This window comes from Exiguobacterium sp. ZWU0009 (assembly GCF_000798935.2).
Taxonomy (GTDB): domain Bacteria; phylum Bacillota; class Bacilli; order Exiguobacteriales; family Exiguobacteriaceae; genus Exiguobacterium_A; species Exiguobacterium_A acetylicum.
This window is the reverse complement of record NZ_CP018057.1, coordinates 3,093,294-3,113,602: the sequence shown is the minus strand read 5'-3', so window position 1 is coordinate 3,113,602 and position 20,309 is coordinate 3,093,294. Positions and strand designations below refer to the sequence as shown.

Annotated in this window: 21 protein-coding genes; 7 read left to right on the top strand and 14 right to left on the bottom strand. The window is 45.8% G+C overall.

All coding sequences use genetic code 11. The features are described 5' to 3' along the window. Positions 1-45 precede the first annotated feature (45 nt). Positions 46-741: an alpha/beta hydrolase gene (locus L985_RS16110; RefSeq protein WP_029342928.1), complete on the top strand. Its 696-nt coding sequence runs from the start codon at positions 46-48 to the stop codon at positions 739-741. A 107-nt stretch (positions 742-848) separates the two neighbouring features. Here L985_RS16110 and L985_RS16105 read toward each other — a convergent pair whose 3' ends face one another. The 5 genes from L985_RS16105 to L985_RS16085 all read right to left on the bottom strand — a co-directional run bounded on the left by L985_RS16105 (position 849) and on the right by L985_RS16085 (position 6,880). Continuing rightward, positions 849-1,784 carry a carbohydrate kinase family protein gene (locus tag L985_RS16105; RefSeq protein WP_047390675.1) on the bottom strand — a complete coding sequence of 312 codons (936 nt, stop codon included), beginning with the start codon at positions 1,782-1,784 and terminating at the stop codon, positions 849-851. After that, complete coding sequence (locus L985_RS16100) at positions 1,771-2,706, bottom strand: PRD domain-containing protein (protein ID WP_231925669.1); 936 nt, start codon at positions 2,704-2,706, stop codon at positions 1,771-1,773. Before L985_RS16100 ends, L985_RS16105 begins: the two co-directional genes overlap by 14 nt. 34 nt (positions 2,707-2,740) lie before the next feature. After that, complete coding sequence (locus L985_RS16095) at positions 2,741-4,153, bottom strand: sucrose-specific PTS transporter subunit IIBC (protein ID WP_023469730.1); 1,413 nt, start codon at positions 4,151-4,153, stop codon at positions 2,741-2,743. Between the two features lie 169 nt (positions 4,154-4,322). Continuing rightward, the gene (locus L985_RS16090; protein WP_047390677.1) at positions 4,323-5,126 is read right to left on the bottom strand and encodes an endonuclease/exonuclease/phosphatase family protein; all 804 of its coding nucleotides are present in this window, start codon (positions 5,124-5,126) and stop codon (positions 4,323-4,325) included. A gap of 86 nt (positions 5,127-5,212) precedes the next feature. After that, positions 5,213-6,880: a PTS transporter subunit IIBC gene (locus tag L985_RS16085; protein ID WP_023469728.1), complete on the bottom strand. Its 1,668-nt coding sequence runs from the start codon at positions 6,878-6,880 to the stop codon at positions 5,213-5,215. A 257-nt stretch (positions 6,881-7,137) separates the two neighbouring features. Between L985_RS16085 and L985_RS16080 the strand changes: the two genes are divergently transcribed. Then, positions 7,138-7,419, top strand: a complete 282-nt coding sequence (locus tag L985_RS16080; protein WP_029342924.1) for a helix-turn-helix domain-containing protein — start codon at positions 7,138-7,140, stop codon at positions 7,417-7,419. Between the two features lie 55 nt (positions 7,420-7,474). Here L985_RS16080 and queF read toward each other — a convergent pair whose 3' ends face one another. From queF to L985_RS16035, 9 genes are all read right to left on the bottom strand, one after another. Continuing rightward, positions 7,475-7,963 (bottom strand): preQ(1) synthase, encoded by a 489-nt coding sequence (gene queF, locus L985_RS16075; RefSeq protein ID WP_023469726.1) that lies wholly within the window; start codon positions 7,961-7,963, stop codon positions 7,475-7,477. Between the two features lie 13 nt (positions 7,964-7,976). Continuing rightward, positions 7,977-8,693, bottom strand: a complete 717-nt coding sequence (queE, locus tag L985_RS16070) for a 7-carboxy-7-deazaguanine synthase QueE (RefSeq protein ID WP_047390679.1) — start codon at positions 8,691-8,693, stop codon at positions 7,977-7,979. Next, entirely contained in the window at positions 8,690-9,145 is a 456-nt protein-coding gene (queD, locus tag L985_RS16065; RefSeq protein WP_023469724.1) for a 6-carboxytetrahydropterin synthase QueD, read from the bottom strand. The genes queE and queD overlap by 4 nt, the downstream gene beginning before the upstream one ends. Next, a complete protein-coding gene (gene queC, locus L985_RS16060; protein ID WP_023469723.1) occupies positions 9,142-9,798 on the bottom strand; it encodes a 7-cyano-7-deazaguanine synthase QueC in 657 nt (218 codons plus the stop codon). Before queC ends, queD begins: the two co-directional genes overlap by 4 nt. 171 nt (positions 9,799-9,969) lie before the next feature. Then, on the bottom strand, positions 9,970-10,620 hold the full coding sequence (gene bshB2 / locus L985_RS16055) for a bacillithiol biosynthesis deacetylase BshB2 (protein ID WP_023469722.1): 651 nt from the start codon (positions 10,618-10,620) through the stop codon (positions 9,970-9,972). Next, on the bottom strand, positions 10,617-10,985 hold the full coding sequence (locus L985_RS16050; protein WP_029342921.1) for a YojF family protein: 369 nt from the start codon (positions 10,983-10,985) through the stop codon (positions 10,617-10,619). The genes bshB2 and L985_RS16050 overlap by 4 nt, the downstream gene beginning before the upstream one ends. 61 nt (positions 10,986-11,046) lie before the next feature. After that, positions 11,047-11,862 carry a pyridoxine/pyridoxal/pyridoxamine kinase gene (gene pdxK / locus L985_RS16045; RefSeq protein ID WP_023469720.1) on the bottom strand — a complete coding sequence of 272 codons (816 nt, stop codon included), beginning with the start codon at positions 11,860-11,862 and terminating at the stop codon, positions 11,047-11,049. A gap of 131 nt (positions 11,863-11,993) precedes the next feature. After that, positions 11,994-12,998: an inorganic phosphate transporter gene (locus tag L985_RS16040; RefSeq protein WP_023469719.1), complete on the bottom strand. Its 1,005-nt coding sequence runs from the start codon at positions 12,996-12,998 to the stop codon at positions 11,994-11,996. Between the two features lie 16 nt (positions 12,999-13,014). Continuing rightward, positions 13,015-13,632 (bottom strand): DUF47 domain-containing protein, encoded by a 618-nt coding sequence (locus L985_RS16035; protein WP_029342919.1) that lies wholly within the window; start codon positions 13,630-13,632, stop codon positions 13,015-13,017. 340 nt (positions 13,633-13,972) lie between these two features. Between L985_RS16035 and cbpA the strand changes: the two genes are divergently transcribed. The 5 genes from cbpA to L985_RS16010 all read left to right on the top strand — a co-directional run bounded on the left by cbpA (position 13,973) and on the right by L985_RS16010 (position 20,261). Next, the gene (cbpA, locus tag L985_RS16030; RefSeq protein WP_023469717.1) at positions 13,973-14,611 is read left to right on the top strand and encodes a cyclic di-AMP binding protein CbpA; all 639 of its coding nucleotides are present in this window, start codon (positions 13,973-13,975) and stop codon (positions 14,609-14,611) included. 60 nt (positions 14,612-14,671) lie between these two features. Further along, positions 14,672-15,442 (top strand): pyrroline-5-carboxylate reductase family protein, encoded by a 771-nt coding sequence (locus L985_RS16025; RefSeq protein WP_047390685.1) that lies wholly within the window; start codon positions 14,672-14,674, stop codon positions 15,440-15,442. 167 nt (positions 15,443-15,609) lie between these two features. After that, the gene (locus L985_RS16020) at positions 15,610-16,167 is read left to right on the top strand and encodes a TetR/AcrR family transcriptional regulator (protein ID WP_029342917.1); all 558 of its coding nucleotides are present in this window, start codon (positions 15,610-15,612) and stop codon (positions 16,165-16,167) included. A 14-nt stretch (positions 16,168-16,181) separates the two neighbouring features. Continuing rightward, positions 16,182-19,388: an efflux RND transporter permease subunit gene (locus L985_RS16015; protein ID WP_047390688.1), complete on the top strand. Its 3,207-nt coding sequence runs from the start codon at positions 16,182-16,184 to the stop codon at positions 19,386-19,388. 219 nt (positions 19,389-19,607) lie between these two features. Next, entirely contained in the window at positions 19,608-20,261 is a 654-nt protein-coding gene (locus tag L985_RS16010; protein ID WP_050678422.1) for a C40 family peptidase, read from the top strand. The last annotated feature ends 48 nt before the right edge of the window (positions 20,262-20,309 follow it).

Genomic DNA, 20,309 nt, shown 5'->3' with positions numbered 1-20,309 from the left:
ATTTAACACATAATATTGGGTATAACGGTAACGGGAGGGAATGACATGAAAAAGTGGATTATACGAATCATCGGAACGATTGCTGCGATCTTGGCACTGCTTGTATGTGCCTTCATGATCTGGGCACAGTTCGATTATGATGCTTCCTCGCAAGCGATATCTTACGTGGAAACAGAGACACCCCGTGAAGTGACGTTCGGGAAAGAGGCGAGTGACGTCGGATTCATTTTTTATCAAGGAGCAAAAGTTGATGCAGCGGCTTACAGTTATTACGGCAAACAACTAGCGAAAGAAGGGCACTTTGTCGTCATCCCGAAGCTACCGTTTCGAATTGCGTTGCTTGACTCAAACGAAGGACTCGCTATCATCGAGGAATATCCGCAGGTCAAAAAGTGGTATCTGATCGGGCATTCGCTCGGCGGAAGCGCGGCTTCGACGATCGTCGAACAACATCCGAAAATTAAGGGGATCGTTTTTCTCGCGTCCTATCCGATTGATTCGATTGATATACCCTCATTGACGATTTATGGTGGACGAGATGGTGTCTTACCCGTCGCTGATATCGAAAAAAGTAAACAGGACGTTCGAAAAGATGCGGTATTCCATGAAATCAAGCAAGGGAACCATGCAAACTTTGGTATGTACGGTCGACAAAAGGGAGACAATAGTAGCCCATTAACGCCAAAAGAACAACAGGACGAGTCATTAGATGAAATCAAACGATTTATCGATACACCTTAATCGATGCTCTTAGTGAATAAACGATTCATCAATCAAACGAAAAGGATGGAGAGATTTCGGCACTGAGTCCGGAATCTCTCCATCCTTATTTCTAATGAGTCATCGATTTAACTCAAGCGATGAGCGACTTCGTCAAGCGTTGGCAAAGCAGCCATCGCTCCTTTGACAGAAGCAGCAAGTCCGCCTGAAATTGCTGCGAATCGACCGATGTCGCGAAGTTCATCTTCAGACCAATCAAATGAAAAATCGCGTAACGCACACTGGTAGAGTAAACCGGACATGAAGGCATCTCCAGCACCTGTCGTATCGATTGCGTCGACCGTAATCGCATCGATGACAGCCATCGCACGATCCGTATAGAGAATCGATCCTTCACTTCCTCGCGTGATGGCAAGAAGACGAATCGGATATTCAGCTAACAATTCAGCAGCCCCGTCATCAAGATTCGTTTGTCCAGTTAGAAACGTCAATTCTTCCTCAGCAAGTTTGACAATTTGTGCATCCGGTAGGACAGACCGAATCGTCGTCCGCGCTTCGTCAAGATTCGGCCATAACGACTCTCGTAAGTTCGGATCGTAAGAGACGGGTACTTCGTGTGCTTTTGCACGTGCGATGGCTTTTCGTGTCGCGTTGACGGATTCTCCAGTAATCAAAGAGATCGAACCGATGTGTAATAAATCGACGGACGTGAAATCCTCTGGGACATGCGTTTCGTGGAATTGCATATCAGCGCGCTCCGCGTTGATGAACTCGAACGATCGCTCTCCATCCTGACCGTTCGTAACGAGCACAAGTCCTGTTTTTTGCGTCGAATCGTGGACGAGATGATCGGTACGAACACCATAATGATGTAACGTATCTTTCAAGAAGTGCCCCATCGAATCATCACCGACAGCTCCAAGAAAATAACTATCAGCACCTAATCGAGCGAGTCCGACAGAGACATTGGCAGGAGCACCTCCAGGATTTTTTTGAAACGTCATGTTATCAGCATCGAGAGGAATCAAATCAATCAATGCTTCCCCTAAACTAAAGATTTTCATACGTAGAACTCCTTTCAAGATCCGGACGAATCCGTTCGATGTGTAAAGCCATATAGCCGATTTCTGATTCAGGTACACGTGTATCGAGTTCGACAGTCAACCAATTGCCCATTTGACTCGCACAGGCATAAGCCTCGGCATAACGTGTTTTGACGGCAGATAAAATCACATCATCCATGTCGTGTAAGGTTTCTCCTTGTTCAATCCGGGCGAGGACCAGTTTCATATGCGTAAAGAAACGATAATACGTCATCGATGAGGTCTCGATCGTTTGTCCAAAAAAGACTTCGATCTGTTCACGTAGTTCATTGAGTAACGTGACCGTTTGTAATGCAGTAGCCATGTTCGGATGCGTTTGACGTGCATTATATAAGTGGAGCGCGATGTTCGCCGCTTCTTCTTTCGGTAGTGTGACCTGTAAAGCACGCTCGATTTCAAGAACTGCCCATTCTCCGATTGCATACTCCGGTCCATACAAAAGGCGAATCTCTTCTGCCAATCGATTATGCACGACGAGTTGTTCACGTGCTAATCGTACGGCGTGAGCAAGGTGGTCCGTCAGACTGACATGAATATAGTCATGAAACGGTGTCTGAAGCTCACCTTCTGCATGCGAGATGATCCGTTCCGATAAATCAATGATCTCGAGTGGTGTCGTTGTCAGAATCTCTTTAAACTGTTCTGCATTTTCAAATGAAGGGATGAACATTTTTTCGATTTTCGTCGCTTGAATCGGATCTTTTTTCTTTTTTCCAAAAGCAATGCCTGGTCCCATGACGATGCGTTCCTGTCCATTTTCTTTGACGACAACAGCGTTGTTATTGAGGATCTTATGAATAATCAGCCTGACGTCCTCCTTTCCGGTCTTTTCTTCTATTATAAAGCGAACTCCGGCGCTTTGCGAACCGACAAATGCGACCACCGAGCCCGAGGACTCGGTTTGGTCGCATGAAGGATTAAGCAGCAACGTCCGTTTCTTTTTGTTTTCGTGCATCGAGACGCATCAAGACGACAGTCGAGATGAAAGCAGTGACGACTGCAATGGCGAACCCAACGAGATAGTTAATCAAGTTTGATGCACCGAGTGGCGCGACGATCGCAATCATTGGAATACCAGTTAATCCATAAGCGTTCGCAGCGACTTGTGTCAAGACGACATAACCGCCACCGATCGCACCACCAATGGCACCACCGATGAATGGTTTTCCAAGACGTAAGTTGACGCCATAGATGACAGGTTCCGTGATTCCGAGAAAGGCCGAGAACGCAGACGGTAGAGCGAGTGCTTTGAGTTTGACGTTCTTCGTTAAGAAGTAAACGGCAAGTCCAGCACCACCTTGAGCGACATTCGCCATTGACCAAATCGGTAAGAGGAAGTTCTTTCCGATACTCTTGTCGGCAAGTAATCCTGCTTCAATGGCATGGAAACTGTGGTGCATCCCCGTGATGACGATTGTCGAATAAAGTCCACCGAAGAGAAGACCGGCGACGACTGAGAACTGCTCATAGAAGAAGACGAGTACGAATGAAATGCCTTTTCCGAGTAACGTTCCAATCGGACCAATGACGATCAATGCCAAGAATCCAGTGACGAGGACAGTGACGAATGGTGTGACAAGTAGATCGAGTGTTTCTGGCGTCCGCTTACGAACTTGTTGTTCAATCTTTGCCATGACCCAAACCGTTAAGAGAACCGGGAAGACCGTTCCTTGATAACCGATCAACTCGATGTTCATTCCGAGGAACTTCATGACTTCCGGATCACTATTACCGAGCGTCCAAGGGTTTAAGAGGGACGGGTGTGTCATGATTCCCCCGATGACGGCACCGAGGTACGGGTTCGCACCGAATTCACGAGCTGCCGAGAAACCGATCAGAATCGGTAAGATGATGAAGGCAGAAGACGAGAACATATCCAGTAGTTGGACGATCGGTGAATCACCGTCAACCCAACCGAAAGCCTTGATCATACCGAGTAATCCCATCAAAAGACCGGCTGCGACGATTGCCGGAATGAGTGGAACGAAGACGTTCGAGAGCGAGCGGGCAAGACGGGCGAACGGATTTAATTTTTGCGATGCAGCCTTTTTAACGTCGAGTGGTTCTTCTCCATCGACCTTTACACCTGCAAGTGGTGCAAACGCAGCAAATACCTTGTTGACGGTACCGGTTCCAAAGATGATCTGGTATTGACCAGAACTTGAGAAGGCGCCGCTGACACCATCTAAGTCTTCAAGTGCTGCTTGATCGACCTTTGATTCATCATGCAAGACAAGACGTAAACGCGTCGCACAATGAGCAGCCGTGATGATGTTCTCGCGTCCACCGACGAGTTCGAGCACACGTTTAGCAGTTTGTTGATAATCCATCGGAAAAATCCTCCTTTTTCATGAAACGTGCTGAATGAGACAAAAAAAGGCAAGACCGAACGACACCTCTCCTAAGGAGGCGTCATTTCGGTCTTGCCAGCCGTACTGTCACAATCCGCACTATTGATTTGATTTCATCATAAAGGAGAAAAGAAAGCGTTGTCAACAATCAATTTTCATTTTTTTGAATTTGAATATCGACCTCAACCCCGTAGTGATCGGAAACGACCGGTCCGTGAACCCCATCAAACACGACACCGACGCGTTCGACGTCAATTTTCCGATTCGATAAGACGAGATCGATCCGCAATCCTTGTTGATTGTCTTCCCATCCATCGATGTTGCCATTGATCGTCTCAATTCCAACCGTTTCCTTAGCTAGCAGGAAGACGTCGTGCAATCCCCGTTGCATCATATAGTCATAACCTGTATTTCGTTCTAAGGCATCGTTGTTGAAATCACCGAGGAAGAATGTCCATTCGAGTGGATCCATCCGAGCCATCAAATGATTGAATTGTTCCTGGAACGGTTCGACTTCATCTGCCCACCAGCCAAGATGGCATGTATTGAACGTAATCGGTGTACCGTCGACTTGGATCGTCGCACGAACGATTTTTCGCGATTTCCAATCGAATGTATCTTGACTGCGGCTGACATAATAACTGTCCGATTTTAAGATTGGATGTTTCGTCAAAAGAGCGAGTCCTTCTTCGTACTTATCATAGCCGATATGAGCAAAATCCCAGACGAGGGAGTAGGTTTGACTTTGGTCTTTTAACGCTTGCTGGATCAAATAGGCAAAGTTATCGTTGCGCACATCGTCATAGACGATGGGTGTATCCATCAATTGACTCACTTCTTGTAGTGCGATGACATCATAATCTTGAGCGAGAATTTGTTGGACGATCTGGTTTAATTTTTCAAGTGGTTGTTCTTCCTGCCACGAATGACAGTTTAGTGTGAGTAGACGCATGAGTGGTCCTCCTGATTTTTCAAATAAGAAAGGTGAAACTCTTATAAAAGAGCTTCACCTTTAGGTAGTTCCCCAATCTCGCAGGTTTATGCGCCGATCCGGTCTTGGATATCTGATTTTAAGATATCGGCTTTTGGACCGTAGATGGCTTGCACGCCATTGTTCTTAAGGATCAGACCAAGTGCACCGTTTGCTTTCCAGTCTGCTTCTTTTGCAACAAGCGCTGGATCTTTGACAGTGACACGAAGACGCGTCATGCAGGCATCGACGTCCTCGATGTTTTGCTGTCCACCAAGCAAATCGATGATTTGTGAAGCTTGCGAACCGTCGGCAGGAGCTGATGTCGCAGCAGCCTCACCTGAAGCTTCAGTTGTAGATACGTTGATATCGTCCAGATAGTTCCCGTTACGACCTGGTGTCGCATAGTTGAACTTCTTGATGACGAAACGGAACGTGAAGAAGTTCAAGAAGAAGAAGAACACACAGACACCGATGAAACGAATTAAATCACCAATTAAACCAGCTTTTGCGATCAATGGAATCCGCGTCAAGAGTTCGATCGCACCGAATGCGTGAATCCGAAGATGCATGACATCTGCTAGTGCGAAGGCAACACCCGTCAATACAGCGTAGATGACGTAAAGAACAGGAGCGATGAACATGAACATGAATTCGATTGGCTCCGTGACACCTGTCAAGAAGACTGCAAGTCCAGCAGATAAGAAGACAGGTTTGTATGCTTTCTTCTTATCTTCATCAACTGACATGTACATTGCAACAGCAATACCGATCAATGAAGCAAGTGATGTGACGACTTGTCCTTCTTTAAAACGAGCAGGAACGACACTGTTGATTAAGTCATTGTATCCTTGTGTGTTACCGGCTTGTTTTAAGTTAACAAGGTCAGTGATCCAAGCTAACCAAAGCGGATCTTGACCCGCAACCGTCGATCCTTGAGCAGCACCTGTCAGGATTTTGTACGTTCCACCGAGTTCCGTGTAGTTCATCGGTACAGTCAACATGTGATGAAGACCGAACGGAAGTAATAGACGCTCGAGTGTACCGTATACGAACGGTGCAATGATCGGTGCAGAATCACGTGAAGAGGCAATCCAGCGACCGAAGTCATTTAATAAGCCTTGAACGAACGGCCAAACGAGTGATAAGGCGAATGCTGCCACGACTGATCCACCGATAACGACGAATGGAACAAAACGTTTTCCGTTGAAGAATGCAAGCGCATCTGGCAATTTACTGAAGTTATAAAATTTATTAAAGAGAACAGCACCAAGGAAACCAGAGATGATTCCAACGAATACCCCCATGTTGAGAGCAGGTGCCCCTAAAACTGAAGTGAAATAATCTTTTACGATGAGCTCAGAACCAAGCAATGAATCGACCGTTGCTTTTGGATCCGCGATCATGTCAGCGTTGACGCCGAAGATAGCTCCTGTGACGCGGTTGATCAAAATGAAGGCGAGTAACGCTGCGAACGCACCACCAGCACGTTCTTTTGCCCATGATCCACCAATCGCTACGGCAAACAAGACGTGAAGGTTCGTAATGATGGCCCAACCTAAATCTTCAACGATTCGAGCAATCGTTTGCATTAACGCGATATCGCCTCCGTACATGCCGATCAGTTTCCCGACCGAGATCATGATTCCTGCAGCAGGCATAACAGCGATGACGACCATCAACGCTTTACCGAGTTTTTGCCAAAAATCGAACGAAATAGCATTTTTCAAGATCATTCACTCCTTTTGTATCTCTTTTTCTCTAATATGTGTGTAAGAACAGTGCAATAATGTAAGCGATTAATGCAACCGTTTGCATATAGAATTGTAAGCGATAACTTTTTAAAAAGCTAGTGTTTTACAAGAAAAATATTTGAAATTTTATTTAGATTAAAAATTGGTAGTTCGGAAAGGTATTCAGATTTAAAAAAAGTGGGAATAAGACTACAGTGAACGTTGTCTAGTTTTAAAAGAAGAAAGGATGTTTGAAGCGGATGAAAGAAGGGATTCAACCGATCGGACAGTACGGACAGCGAATTCGTACATTACGAGAACGTCATCAGTTAGATCAGCATACATTAGCAGAGTTAACTGAGACGACACCTGAGATGATCCAGCGTATTGAAAGTAGCATTGCCCATCCCTCATTTTCAATGATTGAGCGACTGGCCCGTGTCTTACATGTCCCTTCGGATCACTTAATTCGGCATATCTGGCCACCTGAGGTCATCCGTCAGCATGATAGCACGTCCTTGATCGACCTTCCATCTAGTTGATGAGTATTAAAAAAGAGGAACAAAGGGATTTCCCCTTGTTCCTCTTTTAGTCGTCTTAACGATTATCGATCGTTTCAGGATAGAGATCGTGATTGAATAGACGGTGCTCTGCCATTTGTTCGTATTTTGTACCAGGCTTCCCATAATTGTAGTACGGATCAATTGAGATTCCACCGCGTGGCGTGAATTTGCCCCATACTTCAAGGTAGCGAGGTTCCATCAATTTCACGAGATCCTTTCCGATGACGTTGATGCAGTTCTCATGAAAATCACCATGGTTACGGAAACTGAATAAGTACAACTTCAGTGATTTTGATTCGACAAGTTTTTCGTCTGGGATGTACGAGATGTAGATTGTCGCGAAGTCCGGTTGATTCGTGATCGGACAAAGACTCGTAAACTCTGGTGCATTGAATTTCACGAAGTAATCATTCTCAGGGTGACGATTCGGAAACGCTTCGAGAACTTCTGGTTGGTATTCAAAAATGTATGGGACGGCTTTTTGGCCGAGTAACGATAAGTCGTTTAAATCTTCAGGTCGCATGAATCATTTCTCCTTAGACGCCACGATCGTTCGCGAAAACGAGGGCATGTAGTTGTGGTAGGACGCGCGCATGATTAAAGCGTTCATCACGAGCAACGCGTTCCCATAGTGTTTTTAAATCATGTAGCATGCGCGGAGCGATCGTTCCTTCTTCGTGCGGATCAGGATTACCGAGCGATAGATAAAGCGTCTTTAGCGCATATCGTTCTGAAATCATCGCCGCGAAGTCAAGGTCTTCCTCATTAAAGATGACGATTTTAACAGCACGTTGTTGTTCCGGTAAACGTTTGAAAAAGACATCCAACCGATCGAAATCAATCTTCATCCCGCTTGAAGGTGGTTTAGGGCTAAGGGTGACATCATCGATATCAAGCAACCAATTTTGCCAGTAAGAACCTTGGGTCTCAACGGACATCGTGATGTTTCGTTCTTTTAATGCCGTAACCAGTGTGCCGATTGATGCATGAAGTAACGGATTCCCACCAGAAATCGTGACATGTCCGTAAGAGCCGAGTGCATCAAGGCGTTCCACGATCGTCTCTGCCGTCAAGAGTTCTGTTTTTTCAGAGCCATCCCATGTGAAGGCGGAGTCACACCACGAACAGGAGTAGTCGCATCCGCCGGTCCGGACGAACATCGTCTTTTGACCAATCGATCGTCCTTCTCCTTGAAATGTTGGTCCGAAAATCTCGAGAACCGGAATTTTTGGTGTTTTCGTTAAAGCACTCATGCTTCGTTCATCCACTCACGACGAACTTCAGCAAAAGCAGTCGGTGTCTCATAGAGTTTAACGAATTCGACACGGAGTCCACGTTCGTCTGGGAGGTGTTGTCCGAGCGTCTCGAAAATCCAAGCCGCCATGTTTTCAGCTGTCGTATTCATGTATGGTAATGATTCATTTAAATAACGGTGATCGAGAAGTGGTTCGAGATGTGTTTTAAAGATTTTCTTAAGATCACCAAAATCGAGTGTCATACCGCGGTGATCCAGAAAACCACTGATCCCCATATCGACATGGTACGTGTGACCATGAAGGGCACGGCATTTTCCATCGTAATCATATAAATGGTGCGCTGCATCGAACGTTAATTTTTTAACGATCATGACGCGGGATTTTGTATAGATAAGCGAGTCGCCAGTCGGGCGCTCGACCGTTTCAGGTGCTTCGTAATTGAATGTCATGTGTGTTGAACCTCCTTGATGTATGCATCTAAGCCATTTTTACGTAATTCACAGGCTGGGCATTCGCCGCAACCATCTCCAATGACGCCGTTGTAACACGTCAACGTGCGATTTCGAACGAAATCAAATGCACCGAGCGAATCGGCAAGCGCCCACGTCTCTTTTTTGTCGAGCCACATGAGTGGCGTGTGAAGTACGAATGGATAGTCCATCGCAAGGTTCAATGTCACGTTGAGTGACTTGATGAAGGCATCACGGCAGTCAGGGTAACCGGAAAAGTCCGTTTCACATACGCCAGTGACGATATGACGGATTCCGCGTCCTTTCGCAAGGACGGCTGCGAACGAAAGAAACAGGTGGTTCCGTCCATCTACGAAAGTAGAAGGAAGACCATCTTCGTTCGTCGTGATGGTTTGGCTGTGGTCAGTCAAGGCGTTACTCGTCAGTTGACTGAGAAGAGAGAGATCAAGCTCATGGTGTTTGACACCGAGCTCAGAGGCGATGTCGCGTGCGACTTCAAGTTCTTGTGCGTGACGCTGTCCGTAATTAAACGTCACGACTTCGACTTCTTCGTATTGTTTCAGTGCCTGAAACAAACAAGTCGTTGAGTCTTGGCCGCCACTAAAGACGACAAGAGCACGTTCGTTTTTCATAATGTACACTTCCATTCCTAGTTTTTGTAACGGAGGAGGTTACGAACTCCGGAGACTTAGTCTCAACTATTCACACTAGCAGAAGCTATTGAAAAAGTCGACGTTTTCTGATGAAGACAAAAAAAGAGATGCATATCGTCGTTCGGACGGTATGCATCTCTTGCAAGAAGATTAAAGTGGATAGTGGTAGTAGCGTTCTTTGACGAGCAAGTCACGGATGTTCGAGTCTTCCGAGATGACTTTCATCAGACCACCTGTTTGTGAAGCGTGAGCTTCGAGTGCCTTGATCTTTTGATCCGTATAGGCACTGACATCATGAATGAACGTTCCTTCCCCGAGCTCTTCTTTCGTATTGTTCGCGAAAGCGACCGCAAGAAACTCTGGACGATCAGCAGGATCCATCATCCGAAGGGCACGAACGACGGCGCGAGCTGTCGCTTCATGATCGGGATGGACCGCGTAACCCGGATAGAACGAAATCAAACGAGTTGGTCGTGTTTGTTGAATCAAGGCAAGAATACGGTCAGCAAGTGCTGCTTCATCCTCAAATTCAACAGTTTTATCACGAAGTCCCCACATTTGAAGATCCGAAATCTTCATTTTCGCAGCAGCATCGATCAACTCACGTTTACGAATCGTTGCGAGCTGTTCCCGGTTCGTAAAGACAGGGCGTCCCATGTTACGTCCCATCTCACCAAGCGTCAGACAAGCATACGTGACAGGACCACGGTTTTCAGCGTGCTCGATGATCGTACCAGCAGAACTGAAGGCTTCGTCATCCGGGTGAGGGAAGACGACGAGTAAATGATCTTCGTGTGTCATGCGTCTACCTCCTCTGCACCTTGAGCGAACGGTGTCGGGCTAAGTTCAAAAGCAATTGCAAGACGTCCCTCGATATCGTGACCGGCAATCAATAATTGATCCCCAGCAAATTCGAAGTCAGTCAATCCTTCACCGTATAACCAGCCGTGGGCGAGTTTCAAACCGATCCGGTAAGGTCCGTTTCCTGTGATCAGACCACGTTCATAAGTGATTTCCGCATTACGGAAAAACATCCCTGCGCTATGGAAAGTTGGATCTTGGTGCGTCGCGTAGGCACCGTTCGTCGTCTCGACGTGAACATACAGCGGTGTATTCGCATGTTCGTCGATATAACGCTGTATTTCTTGTAAATCAATGGCTTGCATAAACTTTTCTCCTCTCCTATACAGAAAGAAGTCCGCGGATATCGCGGACTTCTTAAGCGGATCAAGACTGGACTGTACGATGTGCAGCGTGATCAGTTGGTCCGACGTATTCATTCAAACGGAATGAATGACGAATCGCAGAAGTGATGAAAGATTTTGCTGTACGGACAGCAGCTTCTACCGATGCACCTTTTGCGAGTTCGGCCGTGATTGCTGCAGAGTACGTGCAGCCGGCACCGTGCGTGTACGGTGTCTCGATTCGTTCGTCCTCAATCAGGATAAACTCTTTTCCGTCATAAAGCACGTCAACTGCTTGTGGATGGTCAATCTTGCTGCCGCCTTTGACAAGAACGTATTGCGCACCTTTTTCGTGAATCCGTGCTGCTGCAAGTTTCATCTCGTCGATCGTTGCGGGTGTCTTGCCAAGACCTGACAGTTGTCCGGCTTCGAAGACGTTCGGTGTGACGACCGTTGCAAGTGGCGTCAAGACATCACGGAGTGCGTTTGCCGTATCAGGATTCAGCACTTCGTCTTCGCCTTTACAGACCATGACAGGATCGATCACGACGTTTTGAACGCCGGATGATTTGATTTTCTCAGCAACGGCTTCAATGATTTCGACAGTCGGGAGCATACCCGTCTTCATCGCATCAACACCAATACCTCCAAGGACCGTGTGGATTTGTGTCCGGACGAGTTCTGTGTCGATTGGGTAAACCGCATGGTGCCAAGAGTGATCAGGGTCTTGTGCGACGATGACCGTCAAAGCATTCATTCCATAGACACCAAGTTCTTGGAATGTTTTCAAATCAGCTTGAATACCAGCTCCACCACTCGTGTCGGAACCAGCAATCGTTAAGGCTTTACGTTTTGTCATGGGGCATTCCTCCTAAAGAAATAGACAATCCTTCTTGTTCTTCATCATAGCGAATTATGGGAAAAACAACAACTGTCGACGCTTCTAACGTACACAAAACCCCACCTCTTTTGAGTAGGCGGGGCAAGTACTTATTTAATGAATAAGAAGTCGAGAATATAGTAGATCAAGGCAGCGAAAGCCATCGAAATCGGCAATGTGATGACCCATGTAATGAGCATACGTTGTGCAGTTCCCCATTTTACACCTTTCTTACGGTGCGATGTACCTACACCCAAGATGGCAGAAGAGATGACGTGTGTCGTCGAAACCGGAAGATGAATCGCCGTTGCACCAAAGATGATCGCTGCTGATGTTAAGTCAGCTGCAACCCCGTTGACCGGACGGATTTTCATGATTTGACCACCAACGGTTTTGATGATCCGCCATCCACCGACAGATGTTCCGAGACCCATTGCGATCGCACATGAGAGTTTAACCCAAGTCGCAACTTCGTGATCTGTTTGATAACCAGATGAAATCAAAGCAAGCGTGATGATACCCATCGCTTTTTGTGCGTCGTTCGTACCGTGTGTATACGACTGCAAAGCAGCGGTTGCAATTTGAACATGACGGAAGCGACGATTCGTCTTCGCCAAGTTTCCTTTTTTGAAGATGACTTTAAAGATTGCATAAACGATGAAACCGAGTGTGAATGCAAGCACTGGTGAAATCAGCAAGGCTTGAACGATTTTCAAGAAGCCTTTTGCTTCGATTCCTCCGAATCCGACAGAGGCAACAGCAGCACCAGCAATCGAACCGATCAGTGTATGCGAAGAACTTGACGGAATACCGAAGTACCAAGTCAAAAGGTTCCAAGCAATGGCTGAAATCAAGGCAGCGATAACGACGTAGCTACCATGTTCAAGTGTTGACGGGTCAACGATGTCACCAGAGATCGTTTTTGCGACTCCAGTGAACGTGATTGCACCTAGGAAGTTCATCGATGCAGCCAAGATGATGGCATGACGTGGTTTCAAAGCACGAGTCGACACCGAAGTCGCGATCGAGTTCGCTGTATCGTGGAAACCGTTGATGAAGTCGAAGCTAAGTGCGAGAATCACGATTATGGCGGTGATGATAAACAGGCTATCCATCTCGTTAGCTCCTCACTTAAGCGTTTTTCATGATGATCGTTTCAATGACGTTAGCTGCATCTTGGCAGTAGTCCGCGATTGATTCGAGCGATTCATAGATTTCTTTGTATTGAATGATTTTAATTGGATCTGTTTCTGTTGCGAACAATGCTTTGATCGATTTACGGCGTAGGTTGTCACAAATCGTCTCTTGCTCTTTGATTTTAATGACGTGTTCACGCATCGGTTGTAATTTACGGGCAACAAGAAGATCCATTGCCATCGCGAGTTCTGTGACAGCGATGTTGATTTCATCGACGAACTTGATCATGTGCTCGTCTGCTTGAACGATATTGTAGATTTCGAAGATCGCTGAACATTCTTCAAAGCCATCTAAGACGTCATCAAGTGCGTTAGCAAGTGCGAGTAAGTCTTCACGATCGATTGGTGTGATGAACGCGTTGTTCAAGTCGATGATCAACTGGTGCATCAAATCGTCCCCAGCTGTTTCGAAGTCTTTTACTTTATGGGCAAATTCTTTTACATCCGCGATGCCGTTGATTTTAAAGTCAACGAAGAATTGCGAAGTCGTTTTTAAGTGTCCTGCGATTTCTGATAATTTCACTGCAAATGGATCTTGTTTTTTACTAAACATTTCTTCTGCCTCCATATTAAGAACAAGAATAGAATAGTGAAGTAACTTCACGAGTTCGATTGTAGCAGACGGTATTGTAAAAGAATACATTTATGAAGCGTCTTTACGAAATCTTAATAAATCTTAATATGAAGCTGATTGTGGATTTAATAAATTGTCTGACAATAGGGAGATAAAGTGTACTTGATTGAAATGAGTTGGATTACGTTGTGATTTCAAGAGATTGTTTTGTGATTGTAAGAATAAAAGCGCATCAGAAGTGGGAAAAGAGGATATGGCGCATGAAAATCGAATGATATGATTAAGTCTGCGTAATCAGGTAAAAGAGGAGGATTTTATTATGCTCGTACAAAGTTTATGTATTCCGAAGCATCAATGTGTCACGATTTCCGAGACAGCGACGATTCGTGAAGCACTCGACACACTTGAAAAAACCGGATACCGCTGTGTTCCAGTCCTTGACCAATCAGGACAGGACTTCAAAGGTAACATCTATAAGATGCACATCTATCGGCATGGGATGAATGGTGGCAGCTTAGACGACAACGTCATGTCGCTGATTAAGAATACATCCAAATACATCTATACAGGAAGTAATTTCTTTGAAGTTTTCTTCTCGATCAAGGAATTGCCGTATATCGCTGTACTAAATGACGACGGTCATTTCTTCGGCATCCTGCCGCACGGAAAAATGCTCGGAATGCTTGAAGAAGCGTGGAACCGTGATTCTGGAAGTTACGTCCTGACAGTTGCTTTAAGTGAACAAAAAGGGGCACTTGAGAAAATTTCGAAGATCGTCAACAAATATTCGACGGTCGCGAGTCTGATGACGCTCGATGCGAAGAGTAGCGTCATGCGTCGTGTATTGATTACATTACCGACGGATTGTGACGAGAAGACGAAGAAAAAAATCGTCAAGAAACTTGACGACAAGGGACTTCGTGTCGTTGCTGTCGAAGATTTAGCCGTTCGTGTATAATGGACCCGCACAAGACCAGTTCATGACTGGTCTTTTTTTGAGGGAAAGGAAGGATAGACGATGAAATTGTTAGTAGTAGGAGCCGGTGCGATGAGTGAGGCACTCGTTCAAGGGTGGGTCGCTTCTGGATTTGCACGAGAAGATATCACGATGACGAATCGGAGTGGCGGGGCACGTTTAACGGAAGTCGCAGCGCGACATGGTGTTCAGACGGTCGAGCAGGAGGACGTCTCACTATACGATATCGTCATGTTGGGTATGCAACCCGATGGTGTACTCGACTATGTAGCGAATCAAGAATGGACGAATCAGACGATCGTTTCGATTGCCGCACACATTACACCACATGAAATCGAACAGTTGGCAAAATGTCCGACAGTCGCTGCCATGCCGAATACCCCAGTCGCACACCGTTTAGGAATGACTGGACTATGGTTCGGCTCACGTGTGAACGAAGAGATCCGAAGTGTAGTCGAGGCATTATTTGGACGTGTCGGAGAAATTGCGGAAGCAAATGAATCGACGATGCCTGCATTCATGGCGGCAGCTGGATGTAGTCCTGCTTTCTTCTATGAAATCGTAGCTGGCATGGTGCCGGTTTTGACGGATGCTGGTTTTGAAGAAGAAAATGCACGTCGAATCGTGGCTCAAGCGATGAAAGGTTCAGCCGAAATTCTCATGCGCTCCGACGCAAGTACGGATCGTCTTATTGCCGATGTTGCAGCACCTGGTGGACCAACGGATCGTGGCGTCCAAGTGCTACGCGAGCGTCAGCTGTTCGATACGATGCAAGAGGCACTGCGAGAGAGTGCACGCGAAACAGAAGAATAATGTATTTAAAAATCTTTTGCGTATATCATCGTACGCAAGCAATTTTTCGTTCACGAAAGTTTCACGTGAAACATAAGCAAAGCGATTGCATCTTGAAATCAAAATTCGTACACTGTAAAAAGAAACCGTCCAGACGGTACAGTAAATATGAGGGAAGGGGGAGACTATTGGCCAGTGCAAAAGCGCAAGAGACACGGCGTCGGATTCTTGAAGCAACGACGACGATCATTTTGCAACAAGGATTCACCCAATTGACGCTTGAAGAAGTAGCGAAACAAGCGAATGTCTCAAAAGGTGGATTGCTGTATCATTTCGCTTCGAAGGAAGCCTTATTAATGGGTGTCATCGAGGCGCAGGAAGCACGTCAATTTGAACTATATGAACAGCATCAGTTGACGATGGGACCGATGGAAGCGTTCGTAACGTTGCAAATCCAGCAGCAAGAGGAATTCCATCTCGATATGGATGCGCTTCTTTATTTATTGTCCTTGTTAAAGAATCACGCGACGTTCGTCGAGGAACGAAAGCGACAAGCGGAGCAATTCTTCCGCCAACTGACAGAACAGATGGATTCGGTTGAAGTATTATCGATTCGTTTTACATTGGACGGTTTGAAATTGTCGGAGCATTTTCAGTTCGGTGCGCCGTCTCCAGATGTGCGACAACGATTGATTCAGCAATTAATAGAACGTGCACGACGACTAGATAAACAAATTGAAGAGTGAGGGAGAACCATACGATGAAAAAGATCATCCAGTTTTCGGTGAACAATAAGTTTGCCCTCTGGCTTATGACGATCATCATTACGGTTGCCGGTATTTATGCGGGAACATCGATGAAGCTCGAGACATTGCCAGACATCACGACACCGACCGTGTCGGTGACGACGATTTATCCAGGTGCTACACCAGAACAAGTTCTAGATGAAGTCAGTCGAGAACTTGAAAGTAAGGTCGAAAATTTATCAGGAGTCGATACAGTACGTTCGACGTCCTTCCAAAATGCATCGAACCTGCAAATCGACTATAACTTCAGTACGGATATGGAAGAAGCCGAGCAAAAAGTAAAAGAAGCTCTTTCAAACGTCGAACTGCCAGAAGGTGTTCAGGAACCACAAGTATCCCGGATTTCCTTTGATGCCTTCCCGGTCATCGGTTTTGCCGTTTCGGATAAGGAACGTTCCCTGTCTGAGTTGACGAAACTCGTTGAAAACGAACTTCAACCGAAGCTTGAAGGAATCGAAGGGGCACAGACGGTTCAAGTCGCGGGTCAAGAGATTCGTCGGATCGAAATTCGCTTCGATGAGAAAAAACTCGAACGTTACGGTCTAACCGAAGAGAATGCGAAACAATTGATTCAAGCTAATGATTCCCGTTTAGCGCTTGGCTTGTACGAGTTAGGAGATAAAGAACAAGCAGTCGTATTAGATGGAAAAGCAACGACGGTCAAGGAATTAAAAGATCTTCGTCTTCCCTATACACCACCAGCATCGAATACTCCTGAAGCAGGACAAGCAGGACAAGCAGGACAAGCAGGACAAGCAGGACAAGCAGGACAAGCAGGACAAGCACCATCGTCAGCTCCTGCGTCATCTCAAACGACACCATCGACAGGTGCAGCATCAGGTCAAGCAACACAGACGGCGCCTACGCAAGTACCAACTATCACCTTGTCGCAAGTCGCGACGATCGAAGATAAAGGGATCGAAGAATCGATCTCGCGTTCGAATGGTGAACGATCGATTGGTGTTCAAGTGACGAAGTCGCAAGATGCGAATACCGTCGATGTCGTCAATGCAGTGAAGCAGACGATCAAAGACTTTGAAAAAGAAAACGGTTCGGTCAAGGCATCTGTGACACTTGATCAAGGAAAACCAATTGAGGAATCTGTTTCGACGATGATCAGCAAAGCATTGATTGGTGCATTATTTGCGATCGTCATCATTTTGCTGTTCTTACGAAACATCAAATCAACGATCATCGCTGTTATTTCGATTCCGTTATCTCTTTTGATGGCAATCCTTGTGCTGAAGCAGATGGATATTTCCTTGAATATCATGACACTCGGAGCCATGACGGTCGCGATTGGTCGAGTCGTTGATGATTCCATCGTCGTTATCGAAAATATTTATCGTCGTTTGACGGATCCGACGGAAAAGTTAAAAGGAAAAGAACTAATTATCAGTGCAACACGAGAGGTATTCATTCCAATCGCATCGTCTACGGTTGTCACGATCGCGGTCTTCTTGCCGCTCGGATTCGTTACGGGATTCGTTGGTGAGCTCTTCTTACCATTCGCGTTGACAGTCGTCTTTGCACTGTTCGCGTCCTTGATCGTTGCGGTTACAGTCGTTCCGATGTTCGCTGATTCGCTCTTTAAGCGTGGTAAAGCACCAAAACCGGAAAAAGAAGAGGGCGGAAAGCTAGCGAATGGATATCGCCGTATGCTGAATTGGTCTCTCAACCATAAACTTATCGTCTTTGGTCTCTCAGTCTTACTATTGATCGGTAGTTTTGCTCTCGTACCAACGATTGGCGTCAACTTCTTGAATCAAGAAGGAGAAAAGACACTCTATGTCACGTACAATCCAAAACCAGGTCAAACGCTAGATGATTCGTTAAAAGCAGCTGATCAAGCAGAAGATTATTTCAACAAACAAAAAAATATCGATAATCTTCAGTTTACTGTCGGTGGAGAAAATCCATTAAATCCAGGGAACACGAAACAAGGTGTCTTCATCGTTCAATACAATCCAGATACGGAAGATTTCGCAGATGTTAAACAGACAGCCATCAAACAGCTGAATGCTGACATTCCGACAGGAGAATGGAAAGAGCAAGACTTTAGTGGTGGCGCAGCTTCGTCAGGCGTCTCGTATTCAATCTTTGCGAATAATATTGAAGACTTAGAAGCAGTAACGCCGAAATTCGTCGACGCCATCGAAGGTGAATCGAAGTATGTTCGAAAAGTAACGACAGATTTAAAAGAAGCTTATACGCAATATACGTTCGAAGTCGATCAGCAAAAAGCGGCTGAATTCGGCGTTTCAACAGCACAACTTGCGCAAGGCATTGCCAATGTCCAAGGAGAAGAAAAACCACTTTCTACTATTAAGGTAGATGGAAAGGAACTCGATGTCATCGTTCCAAACGAACAAACGACATATGATTCCGTTCAAGACTTGGAAGAGACGGATGTCGTGACACCGCTTGGCGTGCGCAAACTGTCAGATTTCGTTGAAGTGAAAAAAGGAACGACTCCTGATTCGCTCAATGAACGTGATGGAAAGCTCGTTGCTACCGTTACAGCAGAGCTAAAAACGGATAAAGCAACAGAGGCTTCTCAAGCGATTGAAAAATCTGTTAAAAACATTGATCGTCCGACAGGTGTCTCGTATGAGCAAGGTGGAGTCACAGAACAAATCCAAGAGTCGTTCACACAGCTTGGTCTAGCAATGGCAGCAGCTGTAGCGATCGTCTATCTCGTCCTCGTCATTACGTTTGGAGGAGCATTGACACCCCTCGTCATCTTGTTCTCACTTCCATTCGCAATCATCGGTGGACTGGTTGCCCTGTTGATTACAGGAGAGACGATTTCTGTGTCATCCTTGATTGGTGCTTTGATGTTGATCGGAATCGTCGTGACGAATGCGATCGTCTTGATCGACCGTGTCATTCATAAAGAAGCGGAAGGTTTATCGACGCGTGAAGCACTACTCGATGCAGCAGGTACACGTTTACGTCCAATCTTGATGACAGCACTTGCGACGATTGGTGCACTTGCACCACTTGCGCTTGGACTCGAAGGTGGCGCATTGATTTCAAAAGGGTTAGGTGTGACGGTCATCGGTGGACTGACAAGTTCGACGTTGTTGACACTCCTTATCGTGCCGATCGTCTATGAATTCTTAGCACGTTTCCGTAAAAAGAAGTCAATTGATTCTTGAAAAAACGATTAAGTGACTCAAACTGACAGGTATGTAGAAATGGCTATCCTAAGCCGTTCTACAACCTGTTTTTTTATTTTGTTACAAAAGTATTACGAAAAAGAATGCGCGTTAAAGAACTGTAATATGCTGAAAATCTGGAACATGATAGGATAAATACATAAATTATCTGACAATTCAGACGTACAATACATTCATACATAAGAGGAGAATGAATCGATGAAAGCTGTCACTCGTGTTTTGTTAACCTTAACGTTACTCATCAGTAGTTGGACACTCGTCCCAGCATCAACGCAAGCTGCAACAAGTAAAAAAGTAGTGGTGTCAGTGGATGTGCTGAATATTCGTGCAAAAGCTGCTGTATCAAGTAAACGAGTCGGGCAATTGAAACTTGGACAAGCTGTAACCGTCGTAGGTCAGGTCAAAGAATGGTATCAAATTCGTCATCAAGGGAAATCAGCATACATCGCCTCTACATACACGAAAGCATATAACGCTAAAGCGACGAAAGGTCTTAGTAAAACAGGATCAACGATCGTTTCGGTAGCAGAAGGTCTCAAAGGACGTCCTTATGTTTTTGGTGCGACAGGTCCTGTTAGCTTTGATTGCTCTGGATTTACACGTTACGTCTATCAAGCACTAGGAAAATCACTCCCACGTACGGCAGCGGCTCAATACTCAGCAACAAAACGTACGGCACCTGGCGCTGGGGATCTCGTCTTCTTTACACATGGAAGTGGGATTCAACACGTTGGAATCGCTGTTGATGGCGGTACGATGATCAACGCGAACTCGTATTATGGAAGAGTCGTCAAAGAATCGTTCCGTGGCGGCTACTGGGGATCACGGTATGTAGCGGCAGGAACTCTTTAAACGAAAATGAAGCGACGAATTCAAATCGATGAACTCGTCGCTTTTTTA